The following is an 18,895-nucleotide window of genomic DNA, read 5'->3' on the forward strand; positions in this document are numbered from 1 at the left end:
ATGACATATATGGCTCCATATTTGTGATATGGATCACTGAAGTAAGGCAGTTTAAAAACTGAGCAATTCTTATTTTTGTTATTAAAAATTAAATATTCTCATCCATAGGGGAATAGTGAATAATAAACTAACGCAGCCGAGGCCGATCGCAGTTACGGCTAATTCGCGATCGAGATTGAAAGCTTCTGCCAGCAATGTAGTACCAAAAGCCGGAGGCATCGCCATTTGCAGGACTAGCACAAGTCGCGGCGCGCCCGCGATCCCCAAAAATGTTAATCCCGTGCCAATTACCAAGGGAATTAACAACATTTTAATCACGAGACAAGCCACAACTTGTTTGAGGTTGTGCAAGGAATTCAACTTGCTCAACTGCATCCCGATCGTAATTAAAGCTAAAGTAATTACACTCCAAGCACTTGTTGTTAACAATTCTGCGATTTGTGCCGACAGCGGCAAGCTGCGCGAGACAAACCCTAGACCAAAAGCCCACAGTGCCGGATTCAGAACAATTGCGCGCACCGGATTTAACCAACTCTGACGGCGATCGCTTTTACCGCAGTGAGAAGCAATAGCAACTCCCAGTATATTGATTCCCATGGTAGTGCCTAGCAAGTCGTAAAACAACGCCCAGGCAAAGTGTTCCGACCCTAATAAGGACAAGCTGACGGGAATGCCTAAAAAACCCGTATTACCCACCATCGTTGCCAATAAGAAGCTGCCTTGAGTGGGCAAACTCCAAGCGCTGGTGTGTTCCAGGCTATTTTGGGCGATCGGATTAAGAGTCTTGAAACGTTCCTCGCCAACACCGAAATTTATCAAAATCCCAGCGAGTCCTCCACCTACTAAAATTGCCGCCCAAGCTATCAGCGGCGCCATCCAAATAGCGCCCGACAAATTGGCGCTGCGGATAAAAGCAACAATGCTCAATGGCGTGCCAAGGAAGAAAAGAAACTTGGCTAAATATGTAGAATAGCTTCTCGGTAGCTGGCGGCCGAGAAAAAATCCCAACGCCACCCATCCGATCAAATTTAGATAAAGTTTGAGCAGCGGATTTTCTAAATAAACCATGATTGACTAAATATTTGCTAAACGACTTACGCAGATCCACTACTTTTGCCAAAACAGCCCACCTTTAGCCTAGCGCCGCAGTTTTTCATTGCACCGCAGCGTTCAATATTAATGCTTATTCAGTTTCGCAAATAATTTTCCACACAGGCCTTGACATCCCCAGAAGCGCGTGTCATGATTAAGTTGAGGAGAAAATCAACATAGGTGAAAACTATGGCACGGCAAGCGAAACAATCATCTCAAGTCAAAAGTTCCAGCAGCCAAGCAGCCTCCAATACTCGCACCAAATTTACCCTCTACAATTTTGCCGGAAACGCAAAGGCATTCTATCTAGTCGATCGCATTAATTTAGAAAGAACACCAGGCGATATCCCAGAAAAATCCGTCGCTCACAGCATCATCATCATCGACCGTTCCGGCTCAATGTATTATGCCTTAGAACCGCTGAAAGAAACCCTAATCAAGCTTTTGACCTTAGACGAATACAACAATTACCAGCTAATTGTCAGCCTGATTTCCTATGCTAGTAATCGGGACGTAATTTGTCATTTCCAGCGAATTCCCATTCAAGAAGTGCTGAAGTTTGACTCTCCATACATCAAAGAAATTCAAAAAATCCACACGGCTGGAGCTACCTGCATATCGCAGTCGATGCAACTCGCTAAATCTCTGGTTAAAGCGGGAGAAATGACAGCGATCAATTTGCACACAGACGGTTATGCAAATGACCCAAGTGCTAATTCTGAATCTGCAAAATTAGGGGAAATTTGTGAAGAACTCAAAGACATGGATGTGTTTGCAAATACCATATCCTATGCCTCTGCTGACTTTAAACTGCTCTCCAAAATTGCCAACACCTTATCGGGGAATTGCATTCGTGCTGGCAAAGTGAAAATGGTTTATGATGCTCTTTACGACAGCACTAAATTGTTAGGCGGTTCCGTTGCGCCACCGCTGGAAGAACCGTTAATTAAGGAATACGATTATCAAGTTTTTGTTTCCAAAAGTGGCAAGAAAATCAACGGTTCATCGAGCACGCTGAAAATCTGCGGGCTGAAAGCAGACGATCGGGGACTGTTTTACAAATATCAGAAAGTCGCCAAAGATGAGTATGACAAGCTAGATGTTCCCGTTGCTCAAACTGATGAGTCGGTGTTTGCTTTTGCGAAAGCTAACCTGGCTGACGGCAATTTAAATACAGCGAAGTACGCGCTGGCGAGCACCTTCGACGCTACTTTGACGGAAAAACACGCGAAAGCTTTGACAAACGCCCAAATAGCGGAGTTTACGGAAGATTTGGAACAGGCTGTTTTTGCGCCTGATGTGTTGCAAAATCATCAAATTGGCGATCGGGTAAAAGTCAGCGACAAAATTTCCCTGCTGGAGTTAATCGAGATATTGGAGGAAAACAGCAACAGCATCATCATCAACTTGAAACACTTGCAAGAAAATTATCAGCGAAAAGGTTTGAAGCGAATTGAAGGAAAGCGAGACGAAAACGGCAACCTTGTCAAGCCTTGGCTGAAAACTGAATTCTTAGATGGTGGCGAATACGTGCAAATGGGTTCCTTTGCCATCAATCAAAATACCGCTACCATCAATATGCTGATTACCAGAAAAGCTAAGCTGGTAAAAGTTGAGGATGAAACTTTAATCGCAGAAGTGGCGGGAATTCTAGTTACCGATCTCAATACTTTCAACAATTATACCATTGTCAGCGACGGCGAAGTTAATATCAAGTCGCTGCGAACCAAAATCAGCAGCAAACCAGTGTTTGATTTGCTCAAAAAATGCGGTGTCCTTGAAAAAGACGGTTCGCCTGTGCAAGAATTTGACTTCCGTTCAGAGTACGATATTAAGTTAGATACTTTGCCCCTCGTGCCTTTTGACGGGCGTTACGGCAGCCTTGACGGACTGTTTGAGGAACTCGCAGAAATCAAAATTCTCTCTAGCATTCTCTCGGCTCATTTGAAGGAGGAATCTGAGGCTTACACTGGGGAACAATTGGAAGAATTGAAACAGCATTATCTGTCAAAAAGCCTTTACATCAACTTTCCGACGACGACGGAATACACAGATTTAAAAAGTGCGATCGCCAACGGTTCAGTAGATTCGCGAGTCAGCTACAAAATCGACATCGGCAGCAAAAACATCCTCAACTTGGGCAAATTACACTCTGCCAACAAATTTCTCGATCGCCTTTATGAAGTTTATCACAAAAACACGGGCGAAAAGCTAGCCAAACCGACATTTGACATCACCTTAGATGAGCCTGTTGTCTTCGCCCACAAAACGCTGTCATCCCGAACAAAAATCACCAAAGTTGACGACTTGATGAAACTGATTTTCGATGAGTTTTTGGGGTTGGAGGATAACGGAATTGTTAGCGCTACTTTAGCCAAAGTGGGTGCAGATAGTTTGCTGCGCCTTTTGCAAGCGAAATGGCAAGGAGAAGATGTCAAGCGAGAGGAGTTTGTCGCTGCTTTAGCTAATGCGAATGAGCGACTGGAAGCTTATGCCGAAAAAGTGTACAGGGAAAAAGTATCACCGCTGGTTTTCTATATAGGTTCGACTGGACTTATCCCGGATGAAATGGAGGCAAAAGCGGCGACTGCTGAGGAAATTAATTCTAAATACGGCAACTTGCAATTTTCTAAAGATGAGCAAGAGGGGATGTTTTTTGAAGTGGGCGACTGCATTATTAGCGTGTATGCTAAGAATGAGTATTTCACGGTAGGAAAGTAGAAATTAGGGTGGGCTTTTGCCCACCTTGGTTAAATATGGGTGATTGAAATTAACCGCAAAGGCGCAGCCCCTAGTAACAAATCAGGTCAAAAAATATGGATACACCACCACTCCCACAACCAAAACTCGATCGCACACCGATCACTTTCGATCAATATGCAGCCTACACCCCCCAAAAGCTAGAACTGCGACATGGTTTCTATGGCTATGGAGAGCAAGACTTGACAGGTTTTTATCTTGCAGTATTGGCAAATATGGGGTTACGGGAAGCTGTTCGCCAGGTACCGCTTTCACTATGGCTAGAAGCAATTAAAGAGTTAGCTTTGCAAAATCCTAAACTCAACTTTGATACTGAAACTGGGGAAGCTATGCTTAACAGCTTGAATCGAGGATTGGAAGATTTGCAAGCAGTTGCAGAGTATTTGGAAGAACAAGGTTAATTGCGATCGGTACAAACAGCAAAAACGAAACGCTATTCGTTTATTGTATCAGGTGCGTCGCTGTAATATTATCGATATTTCTTTGGATATTTTTCATGGCGACGCACCCTAGGACTTAAAACGGGATTTCCTCATCTTCATCTTCCACAGTCTTCGCCGTCATCCGCCAACTGGTAATATACTCAATTTGCACATCAATTTTGTTAATCGCATCCCCTAACTGCCTTTGAATGTATTGAGTCAGCGTCACCATAAAATCTAACTCAACTCCCACAGATAGCGCAAGTTTTGCCAAGCTAGCAAAATCTACCTTCAAAATCGAGGAACTGGATAACTTAAAATGGGGAGTATTTTCCTGATTTTGCACCAACATTGCTTTTTTAATGCGCTCTTTCAAATGCTCAACTTCAGAATCCAGCAACTTCCATTCAGGCAAAATTTCTTTGTACCTTTCCCCCAATGCTGTTAAATCCTCACTCTCCGGTTCCGGCGCAATTTTCTTAGTAGATTTTCGCCGCTGCTGTAGGTTGGAATTCAAGCGCCAACTAGCAATCTCCTCAACTTCCAAAGATGGATCGGCGATGACTTCCCCTAACTGTTTTTGAATTTCTTTTGTCAGCGTCACCGGAAAATTCAACTCAATTCCCTCAGCTTGCGTTAGTTTCGCCAGCGTCATAAAATCAACTTTCATCGCTATCGAACTGGAAAGCTGAAAATAAGAACTATCTTTGAGATTTTGCGCCAGCATCCCCGCTTTAAATCGTTCCTTAACTTCAGCAATTTCTGCATCTAGGGGCTTCCAATGAGATTCTATTTCCTGATATTTTTCACCCAAGGCGGTCAAGTTTTCCGCTGCGGGTTCGGGGTAACATTGGGCAAGAATTTCTAGCAGGCGGCGATGCACTCCAGCTAAATAAACCGCGTCCATCTTGGCATATTCTAGCTGCTTCTGGGTCAGGGGACGCTTTGCCCAATCGCCGCTTTGTTCGGTTTTATCTACATAAGTAATGCCGCAAAGTGTTTCTATTAAAGTTTTGAGTTGTCGATTAGGTAAGGGCAGAATGTAAGCTGGAATCTTTCTCGCCATTTTTAATGTGCAAGTGACATTTTGAGCGTCGTCATTGCCCAGAAATCTGATGTCATAGCTCGCGTTGTGCAAGACTTTTTCAATATTTGGATTTACCATGATTTGGCTGATGAAATCTTTTGCCAATTCAGGTTTATCTAAGACATCTAGTAAAAACGTGGCATCTCCTGTCGCATCGGTGGAGTCTGCTAACACTTGAATCAGAGATAATCTGGGGTTGGATTTATAGTCAGCGATTTCTGTATCCACCCACAGGATTTTAGCTTGGGCAAATTTAGCGATGAGTGCTTTGATGTCGTTTGCTGCTGTTAAATAAGGCATTTTTACAGACTTTTGCTATTAACTTTTTGATTCTCTTATGCTATAGCAATTATCGGATCGATTGTCAACGATTCAACCGCCGGATAGGGCATTGCGGTGTCCTGGAGACACGCAAACCTCAGAAACCCGGTTTCTTCCTATATTTCTCGTTCCTGTTTGCAAAACTCGTAGAAACCGGGTTTCTAGCCTCTCGTTAAAAAAAGAATGCAGTCGATCGCACTATTGAGGATTCCCGCGAACTTCCTCTAAGAACCAGTTACCTACTTCTGTATTGTCCGTCTGGCGACTGCGGCGCAAACCTTCCTCTAATAAAGCAACTTTTAGCCCCGGCAAAACTTGAGATTCCGTCAGACGTTCGCTTCCACGGTTAGCAATTATTTTGAAAGCAATAACTTGCGCTTTTTGTACGTCTACTACCCAATACTCAGACACTCCTAATTCTTCATAAATCATTCTTTTTGTTCCCAAATCGTCAACAAGAGAACTCTCGGCAATTTCAATTGCTAAATCTGGGGAAACTGCGCTATCCAAATTCACTACAGAACTGCCGCGAGGTGCCGTTTGCACCCGGTCTCCGATGTAGTAAGAAGCATCAGGTTGAGCGCCTCTGACACCTGTTTTGGCGTAGCTACAGTTGACCAGCAGTCTCATTTTTATACCTTTAGCAATGCCAAATAAATTGATTAAGATGACGATAATTCCGTTGTCATCAGCATGATCTGGCCCGACTGCTGCCATTTCAATCCTCAACTGTCCGTTGTAATAGTAGCATTTTGCTCGATCGTACTCCGGCTGTTTAATAATTTCTATATATTCATCCCAAGTCGCTGTAACCCAGGTATCAGTTAGTAGTTTGGTTTGGAGTTGACTCATCATTACCTCACCGGAAAAAATATTTGACTTTTGAGGGAAAACTTCTGAGTAGGGGCGATCGCACTTTTAGCATTCAACAGCAGTAAGGTGCACCGCAGCGCACCCTACAAACTATTAACCTATGACTCCTCTGTCGCTTCCTCAGATGCCGATTCTTCGATCGACTCTTCACCCGAAGCCGGCACCAAAGCCACAGCTACAATTGAATCATCCTCATCCAACCGCTGCACCCGCACGCCTGTTGCAGTGCGCGATTGCGTGGAAATTGCACTCACAGCCTGACGGATAATAATACCTCGGTTGGTAATAATCATCAACTCATCATTGTCGTTGACAATTCGCAGCGCAGCCACGTAATCCTTAGCCTTTTTCGACTTGAATTTAGTAGCAGTCAATCCCTTGCCAGCGCGTCTTTGCAGGCGGAATTGAGAAACTGGAACCCGCTTGCCGTAGCCGTTGCTAGTGATTACCAACACCGAGGGAACTTCGCTGCTAACTGCGGGAATTTCTTCGGCATCTTCGCCTTCAGTTTCCTCGGCTTGCAGTTCTAATTCTTCCTCTTCAAATTCCACATCTTCAGCTTCTAATTCAGCAATTTCTGCTCCTTCAAATTCCAATTCTCCCGATTCTAACAGAGCAACTTCTGCTCCTTCAAATTCCGATTCTCCCGTTACCAATTCAGCAATTTCGGCAATAATTGAACTCGGTAAAATGTCCATGCTGATCAGCTCGTCGCCCGATCGCAATTTCATTGATTTTACACCCCGCGTCGCGCGGCCTACCGGGCGCAACTGCTCGTGATTGGTGCGGAAATGAATCGCCATACCTTGGCGCGTGCCGATGATAATGCTGTCACCAACTTTTGCTCTCCGTACCCAGCGCAGTTGGTCGCCTTCTTCCAGAGAAATCGCGATCAAACCGTTAGTGCGGATGTTGCCAAAAGCAGAAAGTGCGGTTTTCTTGATATAGCCGCCGCGAGTTAGCATCACCAAATATTCTTCGCTGGTAAATTCTGTCACTGACACCATAGAAGTGATTTTTTCTTCTATAGGAATCGGCAGCAGTTGCACCACGGGAGTGCCGCGAGCAGTCCGCGAACAGACGGGGATTTGATAAGCTTTGACAGAGTAAACTACGCCCCTGTCACTGAAGAACAAAACGCTGTCGTGATCGCAACAAGAAAGGAAATGTTCTACTCCGTCATCTTCCTTCATTTTCGCGCCTGCTTTGCCGCGAGTAGCGCGACTTTGAGCCTCGAAAGTGCTGACAGGCATCCGCTTGATGTAGCCTTGTTCTGTGATCAGAATAATTGCTTGTTCGTTAGCAATTAAATCTCTTTCATCGATTTCTCCCTCGGCGTGTTCGATGACGCTGCGTCTAGGAGTAGCGATTTTGGTTTGGATTTCGACGGCTTCAAATTCGGCGATTTCTAAGATGCGTTCCCGGCGCGCTAAAATATCTTCCAAATCTGCTATTTTAGCTCGCAGTTCTTCGTGTTCTTGCTGAATTTTTTGCGCTTCTAATGCTGTCAAACGCCGGAGCTGCATTTGCAGAATTGCGTCAGATTGCTGTTCAGAAAGACCGTAATTATCCATCAATTCTTGTTTGGCTGCTGCGGAGTCGGCAGCGGCGCGAATTAGGTGAATAATTGCATCTAAGTTGTCTAGGGCAATTAATAAGCCTTGCAGAAGGTGGTCGCGTTCTTCTGCTTTACGGAGCTCATATTGAGTCCGACGAGTAATTGTTTCAATGCGGAAGTCTAGGAAGACATTGAGGAATTGTGAGAGCGTCAGTAGTTGGGGTTCCCCATTTACTAGCGCTAACATATTGGCTCCAAAGTTTGATTGGAGCGGTGTTTGTTTGTAGAGGTTATTGAGGACGACGCGGGGATAGGCATCGCGTTTGAGTTCGATCACGATCCGCATTCCGTCTCTGTCGCTTTCGTCGCGAATGTCGGAAATTCCGTCTAATCTTTTGTCGTTTACCAGTTCGGCAATTTTCTCGATTAGCGCTGCCTTATTTGTTTGGTAAGGCAATTCGGTGATAATAATTGCTTCTTTGTCTGGGCGGCCGACGTGTTCGATGGTTTCAATGTTGGCAACTCCGCGCATGGTAATCGAACCGCGCCCGGTGGTGTAAGCATCGCGAATGCCGCCTCTGCCGAGAATTTGCCCTCCGGTGGGAAAGTCCGGGCCAGGAATGTACTGCATCAATTCCAGGTCGGTAATTCCTGGATTGTGGATTAGCGCTATTAAACCGTCAATTATTTCGCCTAAGTTGTGCGGCGGAATGTTGGTGGCCATCCCGACGGCAATCCCGGAGGAACCGTTGAGCAAAATTTGGGGGATGCGTGCGGGGAGCACGAGGGGTTCTTGTTGGGAACCGTCGAAGTTGTCGCCGAAATCTACTGTTTCCGAGTCGATGTCGCGCAGCATGGAGTCGCTAGTCAGGGCTGTGAGGCGACATTCGGTGTACCGCATGGCAGCGGGCGGGTCGTTGTCAACGGAGCCGAAGTTGCCGTGGCCGTTGATCAGGCGTTCCCGCATGGAAAAATCCTGAGCCATCCGCACCAGGGCGTCGTAAACCGCTGTATCTCCGTGGGGGTGATACTTACCGAGCACCTCCCCGACGACGCGGGCGCATTTGCGGAATGGTCGATCGGGAGTCAAGCCCAATTCGTTCATGGCGTAGAGAATGCGTCGGTGAACGGGCTTGAGACCGTCCCTCGCATCTGGTAGCGCCCGACCGACTATTACGCTCATGGCGTATTCCAAGTACGATCGGGACATCTCACCACCCAGATCCGTCGGGATTATCCGCGACTCAGAGATACTCATAGGTTGAAAAACTCCGTTAAAACTTTAAATTTGACCGCTATAAATCTCAAAAATGCGATAAAATCGATTTGGATTCAGTAGAGCTGCCAAATATTGCAAATTACTCCTAAAATTATATCACAATTTGCCTTTGACTTTAGGGGCAAGTTGCCAGAAAAATTAAGGGACGAAACGAGGGAAATTCGTAAGTTGGTAGTTGGTGATTTAGTCATCAATTTGCCGGAGCTAGAAAGGGTTTTTGAGGCGGTCGGTTTTCATGTTTTGGTGAGTTTTTTTGAGTGCTATCTAAAAAATTAAAAGGGAGCATCGATCGCGCCATTTTTAATGCGTGCTATCGAGAGTTGGCAGGGGGTTAGATCTGGAAGCGAGTTCTCAACAGCGCGCATTAAGAAAAAATGCCTTTTACAAAGCCCCAGATGATCTCAATTAAAATGGTTGCCCGGACGCAATTCTAATTTCATAAAGCCGAATGTCGAATTAAATCAAAATGAAAATCTAAGATATAAAAAATTAACTCTAAAATCTACTGATGCTACCCGTCATCTACTCCCCTGATTTTTTGCTGCACAAGACTGGAATGCTTCACCCAGAGCGACCAGAACGTTTAACGGCGATCGTCAATGCTCTGAAAGCTGCCCCTTGGGCCGACCGCCTTGACTGGCAACTGCCCGCGCCAGTGGCGCAGCGCCAAACAGAATTGTTCTCGGCGCTAAAAAAAGTTCACGCGCCAAGATACATCAAAGAAGTCGAACATTTGTCTCTTCAAGGAGGCGGCTACCTCGACGGCGATACGCCGATTTCTGCTGAAAGTTACGATGTAGCGCTGCTGGCGGCGAGTGCTTGGCTCGATGGGGTCGATCGAGTCTTGGCAGGAAACGCACCAGCTTTCGTGCTGGCCAGGCCGCCGGGACACCATGCCGAAAACAATCGCGCGATGGGTTTTTGTTTGTTTTCCAATGCTGCAATCGCAGCGAAGTACGCCTTGGAACAGCCGGGAGTTAACCGCGTCGGCATCCTCGACTGGGACGTGCACCACGGTAACGGCACTCAATCCGTGGTGGAAAACTGCCGGAAAATTGCCTACTGTTCCCTGCACCAATCTCCCTGCTATCCGGGAACTGGAGATGCCGACGAGCGCGGCAGCTACGACAACGTGCTGAACATTCCGCTGTATCCCGGCAGCGGTATAGCTGAATATCGGAGCGCTTTTGAATCTCTTGTGGTGCCGTTTTTGTCAAATTTTCAACCAGATTTGTTGATTGTCAGCGCCGGTTACGATGCTATTGTCTCGGATCCGCTGGCAAGTATGAATCTGGCCCCGTCAGATTTCGGTACTTTTACCGGATATTGCTTGCAAATCACCAGCCGCCTCGTCTTTGGTTTGGAGGGAGGTTACGCGCTCAAAGAATTGGCCGAGTCGGTGGTGGCGACTATTGACCGATGCCTCAATTAAATGCAAAATTGACAGAGGCGAAAATGATGTTGAAAACGGATTAGTAAGGGATTGAGAGCAATGGCGATCGGCGGAGTTTTGTCGATCGCCCGATCGGCCCTCTTCCTTCTTCCTTCTTCCTTCTTCCTTCAACATCAGTGACTGGGATCACAAATTAAAAAGATCCGAGTCACATGGTTTCAAAGTCTAGGTCACAGATTTGTAGCCCAAAAATCACACGGTGTCAATGTTTTCGATCGCCCAAATAGACCCTTGTACAAAGCATAATAGATATATCAGGAGCCTGTGAAAATTTTATTTATCTCAATCAATTAAGAGGTTTATCATGTCAGTTACCCAAATGACACTCGAAGAATTATTTGGTCAAGTCATGTTCTCCAGCGTCGTGACTCGCCACGACCGGAGACAGCTCAGATCCGCACTCTTAGAAAGAACGCTGAATGAAGATGAGTATGCCATCATCAACCGACTGCTGTACAACGTGCGCCGCGGTTGGGTAAAAATTATCGATTAAAGACACCGCAGTCAACTCTCGTTTGGGAGTTAATACTACTTTCAATTTCGATTGGGGCATTGAAGATTAAAGAATTGGGAATCACCGATCCCTATCGGAGTTTATATCGGGGGCTTAGTCATTATTTGCATTGTTTGGGTAAGTGGTTAAAAGTAGAACTTGCCACCTGCAGAAGTTTTGGTTTTTTAATACTGCGATAGACAGTTTGATGTGTTTGAGAGCGGTGTTAATGATTCAAATCGCGATCGACATCAACCTAGAGGTAGAGATAATTATATAAGAACAGGCTTCGGGTGCATCTCTACTAATTAGACCTCTTGCCAAAAAAATCTATGTTACAATTAAAGGCTTTGAATTTGAGACATGAGAGCTAACTCATAATTGTAAAGTGCTGACAACAAATTACAACGGAGATCATAACGGCGGCGACGGTTTCGATAGCGACTTGACAAAATCTTGAAAACTTTGAGACTCCTATTAACATTTTCCATTACTATTCGCTTCTGGGCTAAGGCTCGATTGTAGTCTTTTTCTAAAAGAGAAAGCTTCCCATTTTTTGGTTTCTTTTTAGGAGTATAACTATGAGAGTGATAATCTTTTATCCCTTGATAGCCACTATCTTGTAAACTATCTATCTCAGAATGGAAATGAACATTGTTTTTTTGAACAAGCTGAAATCGTGGCAATAGTCCAAAATTTAGGCAAATAATCTGTGCCGGTTTCTTGATTAATGACCACTTGCATTTTTAGGGTGTGGTATTTTTTCTTACCTGAGTGATATTTTTTTTTGACGTTCTATAGCTGTTTCTGTGACATCCATTACCACAGCTTTGCTGATGCCCACAACCTTAGAACAATGCTTTTTTCCCAGGAATACCAAACTTTCCCGTTTTCATTAAAGTTGATTCAATATTAGTGACAATTCGGCAAATCGTTGATTCAGATACCCCCCAATTTGTTCCTATATCCCACATTCTGCACTTCAATAGCACTACCAAATATAGTATAGTGCTACCAGAGCTGACTAAGTAAAAAATACTTAGACAGTTGAGGCAAAAAAAGTGAGACAATCAAAAAAACGTCAAAAATATTATCTAGCTAAAAAAATGCCCCCTACTTCAGAAATAAAAATCAAAAATATCGATCACTGAGGAATAGTAGCTGAACTAATTGATGAGATAGGAAGATTTGAAATAATCAACGATAAATTAGTAATAGATGTTCGGAAACAAATCAGCGGGAATATTAGCGAAAGCTATTTTAAATCAATGGATTAGGGTTTGTATCAAGACCATTATATTTACTCAGTCAATTTTTTGAAGACAAAGGAATCGAAACCTTGTTAGGTGCAGGAATAAAAGCGGATTATATAAATGACGATAAAATTGGAAGAGTCATGGATAAATTATATAAATATGGATTGAAAAAGCTATTTATGGAAATCGTATTATCCGTAATAAAAAAGTTTCAAGTATAACCAAAATATGCTCATTTAGATGCTACATTATTAATGTAAATGAAAGCATCCATTGGTTTGTATTCTCGTTAGCTGTGTTGAGCGATCGCCAACTGCCTAATCATGCAATTAGCCCGATCGCAGGCTGGTATAGTTTTTGCGTCAAGCAGGCACAAGTGATTCAGACGGAGAATTGTTTCACTTCCCGCACTTCCCGCACTTCTCGCACTTCCCGCACTTCCCGCACTTCCCGCACTTCTCGCACTTCTCGCACTTCCCGCGCTACCTGTATCTGACTATCTTCGTCTGCAACCAAAATGCTCCTACTGCGATCCTGACCGATTTTTCTCCCCCTGCTTCTTTGGTAAGTATGTGCGTTAGGAGTTGACAATAATCTTAAATACTGTTAAATATTCTCAATTAGACTTCACGAATTTTCAGAAATGTCAAGCCCTAACTCACACATTATCATAACTTATACTTATCATTTACTAGGTTATATTTTATAAAACTTATAAATAGATTTCTAAAAATCTTGAGAATGCTGAAAAATGTTGGTATATTGGCCTATGGAATCTTGTATTTAAAGAGTTGTGGAAGCTGGCCCTGTCAGAATCCGAACATTGACAGCGCCCATGCGATCGAGGTAGATCCCAGCCCGAGGAAATGCTGATTTATGGCATCTGCTCGCTAGATCGAAACAAAATAAATGCAAAAGAATAGTAAGAGTGTTAAAAAAAGTGACAGTCTTCTTATAAGATTTGTAGGTTCATCATTGATAGCAAGCTCAACCCGCAGTTGGTAGCTTGTTTCCGGTGATGTCGGGGAGCCAGCCAGGATGTCACCAACCCATCCATAAAGGAGATCGATCGGGCATGAGTTTTTCAAATATTTCGGCGACGCAAAGACAACAACAAGAAGAAGCTTTCAAAAAAGTCCTGGCGATCGGTTTGTTAGCCTCAACCTTACTGCACGGCGTGGCGCTGCCCTTACTTCTGGCGTTGGTCAAACCTGCTGAATTTGCAGAGGATGCCATTGAAATTGTTGTGCTTGATGAGCCTAAAGTAGAGGAAACCAAGCCAGAGCCGGTTATTCCAGAAAAGATATCTCCCCCACCTGAGACGTTCAAACCAGAACCGCCACCAGAGCCAACTCAGCCAGAAAAGCCACCGGTAGCGGCAACGCCCCCACCGATTCCAGAGGAACCCCCGGTAGCAGCAACGCCCCCGCCGATTCCAGAGGAACCCCCGGTAGCAGCAACGCCCCCGCCAGAGATTAAGAAAGAGTTGCCTTTAACGGAAACTTTGCCGCCACCACCTCCTCTGGAGCCTTCCCCCCCGCCTCAACAGGATTTCAATCCCCCAGAAACTGCCAAAACCCCGATCGCCAACGAATCAAACTATCCGTTACCCGATCCTCCAAAAATCGATCGCCCCAGCACAACGGCGAGCCAGGAACCCCCTCAGAGCGAACCACCTGTTACCGCTTCCCGCCCCAAAGGCGCTGGAAGTTCGACAGACGTTACAAAAGATGCTGAAAATCCCAACTCCTCCGACAGCCCTGAAAAAAATAAGCCGCTCTCGCCATCTGCTTCGGCGGGTAGCGAGGGGCCTTCCGATGAGCCATTTGCGGCCGGTTCCGGGCGAGATCCCGTGCGCCAAACAGGCTCGCCAGTCACAGCTACTAAGCCAGGAGGCGGCAGCAATTCTGGAAATGCGATCGGAGGTGTAGGAAACCTCCCCTCCTCTGGTAGCCCGGTCGGAAGTGCATCGAACTCATCACCCGGTGGAGGTGAAAATGGCGGCGGGGGTTCATCAGGGCCATTTGGTAGCGGTTCGGGGCCAGTGCCAAAACCGACAAATCCAGGAAGAGGGGGGAGTCCTTCGGGCTCTTCCGGCCGGCTTCCCGACTCTTGCATTAGCTGCGGTAGACCTGAATATCCGAGCGCAGCCAGAGAAGAAGGGCGGCAAGGCGAAGTGGAAGTCGTGTTTGACATTGACCCCAACGGTAAGCCATTCAACATCAAGATCTCGACTCCTAGCAAATACAACGACTTGAATCGCGCAGTGATTAAAGCAGTAGAAAAATGGAAACTTGCCTCATCAGAGAATGGCATTAAAGGAGAAAGAGCATCCATTACCTTCCAGCTCGATGAGTAGGGATTTTTTTGAAACTCTAGCAATTTGGCTGGGAATTCTATAGCACCGTCCAAGGAATAGCAAAGTTAAAACTTGAATTTTTTGTTAATTATGAATTTGGGAATGTCGTCAGCAATATTAAGTAAACTTCAGCGAGTTGGACTCACTCTATTACTTGGTTCCAACTTGGGAATGGCTGTGTTGTTTGTCAACCCTGACAGCGCAATGGCAGGAGTAATTACTCTACCCGATGGCGGGCGTTGCGAGGGAGAATTGAGTGAGGGAAAACTTAGCGGCCCCGCTATGTGCGAATATGCCAGCGGCGATCGCTACGAAGGCTCTTTTCTCAACGGCCAACCTCACGGCCAAGGCATCTATACCTTTAAAGAAGAAGGTAAATACCAAGGAGAATTTGCCTTGGGTGAATTCAACGGTCAAGGTGTCCGCGAATTTGCTAACGGCAACCGCTACGAAGGCACTTTTAAAAACGGCGAATTCGACGGTACTGGTATTTTTACTTCAGCTAGCGGGGTTCGCTACGAAGGCTCTTTTACGAGTGGTTCCCCCAGCGGCCGGGGGGCTTTTACATTCAGTGATGGCACTCGTTGCGAAGGAGATATTAAAGAAGGCAAAGTTAACGGTAAAGGAGTCTGTCAATATGCTAATAAGAACCGCTACGAAGGAGAGTTGCTGAGTAACTTGCCTCACGGACAGGGAACCTATACTTTTGCTGAAGGAGGTAGTTATCAGGGGCAGTTTAGTGAAGGGCAATTTGATGGCAAAGGGGTTCGCGAATATCCGAACGGCAACCGCTATGAAGGAGAGTTTGTCAAGGGCAACACTCAAGGTCAGGGGTTGTTAACTTTTAAAGAAGGGGGACGTTATCAAGGCCCGTTCGAGAATGGAGAATTTAATGGTGAGGGTGTCCGCGAGTTTGCTAATGGCAATAGCTATAAAGGCACTTTTGTCAAGGGTAAGATGAGCGGGAAAGGAGTTTATATTTTTGCCAATGGCGATCGCTGCGAAGGCGAATTTCGCGAGGGTCAGTTCAACGGCAAAGGTATCTGTATTTACGCCAATGGCGATCGCTATCAAGGTGAATTCCTCAACGGGCAGAAACACGGTCAAGGTTCCTACATTTATACAGATGGAACTAAGCTAGAAGGAAATTGGCAACAGGGGCAGCTTCAAAAATAACTCTTTGATATACTCACCGTCTTTTCAGATGGGGTGATTCTTGACGTTTAATAAAAAGATGTACGTAGCACAATTAAACCTATCTATCAGTGATATTACTGGCATTGTTCAGACTATTGCAGTAGTTGTATCACTGATTTATTTGGCAATTCAAGTTAAAGAAAGTACAAAAGCAACCAAGGGTGCAACCTATCAATCAATTATTAGCGCTTGTGCAGAGCTTGAGTCACGTATAAGCCAGGATGATGAAGTGGCGCGGATATACAAGTTAGGCCTAACAAATCTGGAAAAATTAAATGAGAATGAATTCACCCGGTTTAACGAGCTTATTTGTAGTTTTTTTAATCTGTATGAAAATTTGTATTATCAATATAAAAATAAGTTGTTAGAAGAAGAATTATGGGCTGGTTGGTGCCTAAATATGCGGAATGACTTACAACAAAAAGGGGCAGCAGCTTGGTGGAACTCAAAAAGTCATCTTTACAGTAAAAGCTTCCGTGAATATGTTAATTCAGGAAAATGTCCTAGAAATTAATTTTGCTTAAGGGCATAATTTATCAACTGATATCAATATAATATAGCGGTTCTCACCAACATGAGGTACACTTTATTCTTCTGTGAATGCCAGGATTTTCGAGGCTTTTTCTGTACCCCACCTACCTGAAAAAGGCTATAGTATGTTTCAAAAACTAAAAAAACAATGCCGGCGGATTTTCTCCTTATTAATGAGTTTTATTTTAGTTCTGCTCCTCAATAATGGGGTTCAATCCGCGCCTCAAACAGGCACTCAAATTCTTTGGGATACCTATGGAATTCCACACATTTACGGAGAGAATACTAAAAGCCTTTTCTACGCTTTTGGCTGGGCGCAGATGCAAAGTCACGGTAATCTGATTTTGCGTCTTTACGGGCAAGCTCGCGGGCAAGCTGCGGAGTTTTGGGGCGAAGATTATCTGGAATCCGATCGCTGGGTGCAAACTATGGGAATTCCTAATCGTGCAAACGCTTGGTATGAATCACAAACTCCGATTTTTCGCAACTATCTCGATGCTTTTGTTGGCGGAATGAATGCCTATGCAAAAGAACACCCAGAGGCGCTCACGGAAGAATTAAAGGTAGCATTGCCCCTCAAACCGGCAGATGTATTGGCACACGAGCAGCGTGTCATCAATTTTACTTTTGTAGTCGATCCAGAGCGCGTTGAAAATCTCACTGAAAATCACACCCCCAAAGGCTCTAATGGTTGGGCGATCGCTCCTTCCCATTCTCAAAGCGGCAATGCCATGCTATTGGCAAATCCTCACCTTCCTTGGTCGGATTTATATTTATGGTACGAAGCGCAACTGGTTGGCCCAGAAATTAACGCTTACGGAGCGACTCTCGTCGGATTTCCTGTATTAACGATCGCCTTTAACGACAACTTGGGATGGACTCATACTGTCAACACTCACGATGGCTGGGATGCCTACGAATTGCCCCTCGCTAACGATGGCTATCGCTTCGATGGCGAAGTCCGAAAATTTGACAGGGAAGAGAAGGTTTTAAAAGTCAAAGAAAAGAATGGGAATTTGCGATCGGAATCTCTAGTAGTGCGGCGTTCTGTTCACGGGCCGATTCTCACAGAAAAACAGGGCAAAGCGATCGCCCTGCGCGTTGTCGGACTCGAACAGTCCGGTGCTTTAGAGGAGTGGTGGGATATGGCACGAGCCCGGAATTTCAATGAATTTGAGGCTGTTTTAAAGCGCTTGGAAATTCCCATGTTTACCGTCATGTATGCCGATCGTGAGGGGCATATCATGCACTTGTTTAACGGTCAAGTCCCCATTCGCAAAAACGGAGATTTTAAATACTGGTCAGGCACGATCCCAGGCAATACGTCAGAGACTTTGTGGAGCAAAAATCATCCCTATGCGGATTTGCCGCGCGTTGTCGATCCGCCCAGCGGTTGGTTGCAAAATACCAACGATCCTCCTTGGACGACGACCTTTCCCAGCCCGATCGCACCGGATAAATATCCCGCCTACATGGCACCGCGCGGCCCGATGGATTTGCGATCGCAGCGATCGGCAAAAATGCTCTTAGAAGATCAAAAAATCTCTTTCGATGAATTGATGCAATACAAACATTCCACTCAGGTAGAACTCGCCGATCGCCTCCTCGATGATTTAATTCCCGTCGCACGGCAAGGCAGTGCTCAAGCGCGCCGCGCTGCGGAAGTTCTCGCGACTTGGGATCGCAAAGTCGATGCTGACAGTCGCGGTGCGGTGCTGTTTGCCTTTTGGAAAAAAGCGATGGATGCCGATAAGTTATTCGCTAAACCTTGGAGCGAAGATGCGCCGCTAACGACGCCAGACGGGTTGGCAAATCCTGCGGAGGCGGTGCGGGTGCTGGAAGCGACAGCAACCAAAGTTGAGGCAACTTATGGCGCTTTAGATGTGGCATGGGGGGAAGTCTTCCGATTGCCTGGGGAGGCTAATTTGCCTGCAAATGGAGCTGACGGTGCTTTGGGTGTATTTCGCTCAGTATGGTTCGCTCCAGGGAAAGACAATCGCTTTCAAGCGGTTGCGGGCGATTCTTTTGTGGCTGCGATTGAGTTCTCGAATCCGGTCAAAGCGATGGCGCTAAACAGTTACGGCAACGCCACTCAACCTGGTTCGCCCCACGCCGGCGATCAGTTGCAGCTCTTTGCTCGCAAGGAATTGCGCCCTGTATGGCGATCGCGATCGGAAATTGAAGCTCACCTGAGTTCGCGCCAGAAACTATAGG

The 18,895-nt window shown here is 45.5% G+C and carries 13 protein-coding genes and 2 pseudogenes; 9 read left to right on the plus strand and 6 right to left on the minus strand.

Annotation, left to right across the window (positions count from 1 at the left end):
• Nucleotides 1-81 precede the first annotated feature (81 nt).
• Nucleotides 82-1,068: an AEC family transporter gene (locus tag QUA01_RS19080; RefSeq protein WP_333091948.1), complete on the minus strand. Its 987-nt coding sequence runs from the start codon at nt 1,066-1,068 to the stop codon at nt 82-84.
• Between the two features lie 213 nt (nt 1,069-1,281).
• Between QUA01_RS19080 and QUA01_RS19085 the strand changes: the two genes are divergently transcribed.
• Complete coding sequence (locus QUA01_RS19085; protein WP_333091947.1) at nt 1,282-3,813, plus strand: vWA domain-containing protein; 2,532 nt, start codon at nt 1,282-1,284, stop codon at nt 3,811-3,813.
• Between the two features lie 95 nt (nt 3,814-3,908).
• Nucleotides 3,909-4,253: a hypothetical protein gene (locus QUA01_RS19090; RefSeq protein WP_333091946.1), complete on the plus strand. Its 345-nt coding sequence runs from the start codon at nt 3,909-3,911 to the stop codon at nt 4,251-4,253.
• Nucleotides 4,254-4,368: 115 nt separating this feature from the next.
• Here the strand turns inward: QUA01_RS19090 and QUA01_RS19095 are convergent, their stop codons facing one another.
• From QUA01_RS19095 to gyrA, 3 genes are all read right to left on the minus strand, one after another.
• On the minus strand, nt 4,369-5,661 hold the full coding sequence (locus tag QUA01_RS19095) for a ribonuclease D (protein ID WP_333091944.1): 1,293 nt from the start codon (nt 5,659-5,661) through the stop codon (nt 4,369-4,371).
• Nucleotides 5,662-5,880: 219 nt separating this feature from the next.
• Nucleotides 5,881-6,537 carry a Uma2 family endonuclease gene (locus QUA01_RS19100; protein WP_333091943.1) on the minus strand — a complete coding sequence of 219 codons (657 nt, stop codon included), beginning with the start codon at nt 6,535-6,537 and terminating at the stop codon, nt 5,881-5,883.
• Between the two features lie 116 nt (nt 6,538-6,653).
• Nucleotides 6,654-9,371: a DNA gyrase subunit A gene (gene gyrA / locus QUA01_RS19105; protein ID WP_333091942.1), complete on the minus strand. Its 2,718-nt coding sequence runs from the start codon at nt 9,369-9,371 to the stop codon at nt 6,654-6,656.
• A 529-nt stretch (nt 9,372-9,900) separates the two neighbouring features.
• Here gyrA and QUA01_RS19110 point away from each other — a divergent pair.
• Entirely contained in the window at nt 9,901-10,824 is a 924-nt protein-coding gene (locus QUA01_RS19110; RefSeq protein WP_333091941.1) for a histone deacetylase family protein, read from the plus strand.
• A gap of 325 nt (nt 10,825-11,149) precedes the next feature.
• Complete coding sequence (locus tag QUA01_RS19115) at nt 11,150-11,338, plus strand: hypothetical protein (RefSeq protein WP_194008036.1); 189 nt, start codon at nt 11,150-11,152, stop codon at nt 11,336-11,338.
• A gap of 341 nt (nt 11,339-11,679) precedes the next feature.
• On the opposite strand, the pseudogene QUA01_RS19120 reads toward QUA01_RS19115, so the two are convergent.
• A pseudogene (locus QUA01_RS19120) lies at nt 11,680-12,303 on the minus strand (transposase family protein); the annotation flags it as partial.
• A 189-nt stretch (nt 12,304-12,492) separates the two neighbouring features.
• Between QUA01_RS19120 and QUA01_RS19125 the strand changes: the two are divergent.
• Nucleotides 12,493-12,812, plus strand: a pseudogene (locus QUA01_RS19125) (DUF4277 domain-containing protein); the annotation flags it as partial.
• 163 nt (nt 12,813-12,975) lie between these two features.
• Here QUA01_RS19125 and QUA01_RS19130 read toward each other — a convergent pair.
• Nucleotides 12,976-13,110 carry a hypothetical protein gene (locus QUA01_RS19130; RefSeq protein ID WP_333091939.1) on the minus strand — a complete coding sequence of 45 codons (135 nt, stop codon included), beginning with the start codon at nt 13,108-13,110 and terminating at the stop codon, nt 12,976-12,978.
• A gap of 559 nt (nt 13,111-13,669) precedes the next feature.
• Between QUA01_RS19130 and QUA01_RS19135 the strand changes: the two genes are divergently transcribed.
• The 4 genes from QUA01_RS19135 (at nt 13,670) to QUA01_RS19150 (ending at nt 18,894) form a co-directional block, all read left to right on the plus strand.
• Nucleotides 13,670-14,953 (plus strand): energy transducer TonB, encoded by a 1,284-nt coding sequence (locus QUA01_RS19135; protein ID WP_333091938.1) that lies wholly within the window; start codon nt 13,670-13,672, stop codon nt 14,951-14,953.
• A gap of 72 nt (nt 14,954-15,025) precedes the next feature.
• The gene (locus tag QUA01_RS19140; protein WP_333091937.1) at nt 15,026-16,129 is read left to right on the plus strand and encodes an MORN repeat-containing protein; all 1,104 of its coding nucleotides are present in this window, start codon (nt 15,026-15,028) and stop codon (nt 16,127-16,129) included.
• Between the two features lie 58 nt (nt 16,130-16,187).
• Nucleotides 16,188-16,664 (plus strand): hypothetical protein, encoded by a 477-nt coding sequence (locus QUA01_RS19145; protein ID WP_333091936.1) that lies wholly within the window; start codon nt 16,188-16,190, stop codon nt 16,662-16,664.
• A 142-nt stretch (nt 16,665-16,806) separates the two neighbouring features.
• Entirely contained in the window at nt 16,807-18,894 is a 2,088-nt protein-coding gene (locus QUA01_RS19150; RefSeq protein ID WP_333156930.1) for an acylase, read from the plus strand.
• The last annotated feature ends 1 nt before the right edge of the window (nt 18,895 follow it).

It is taken from the genome of Microcoleus sp. S36a_B3, from assembly GCF_036700745.1.
In the GTDB taxonomy this organism is placed as follows: domain Bacteria; phylum Cyanobacteriota; class Cyanobacteriia; order Cyanobacteriales; family Microcoleaceae; genus Microcoleus.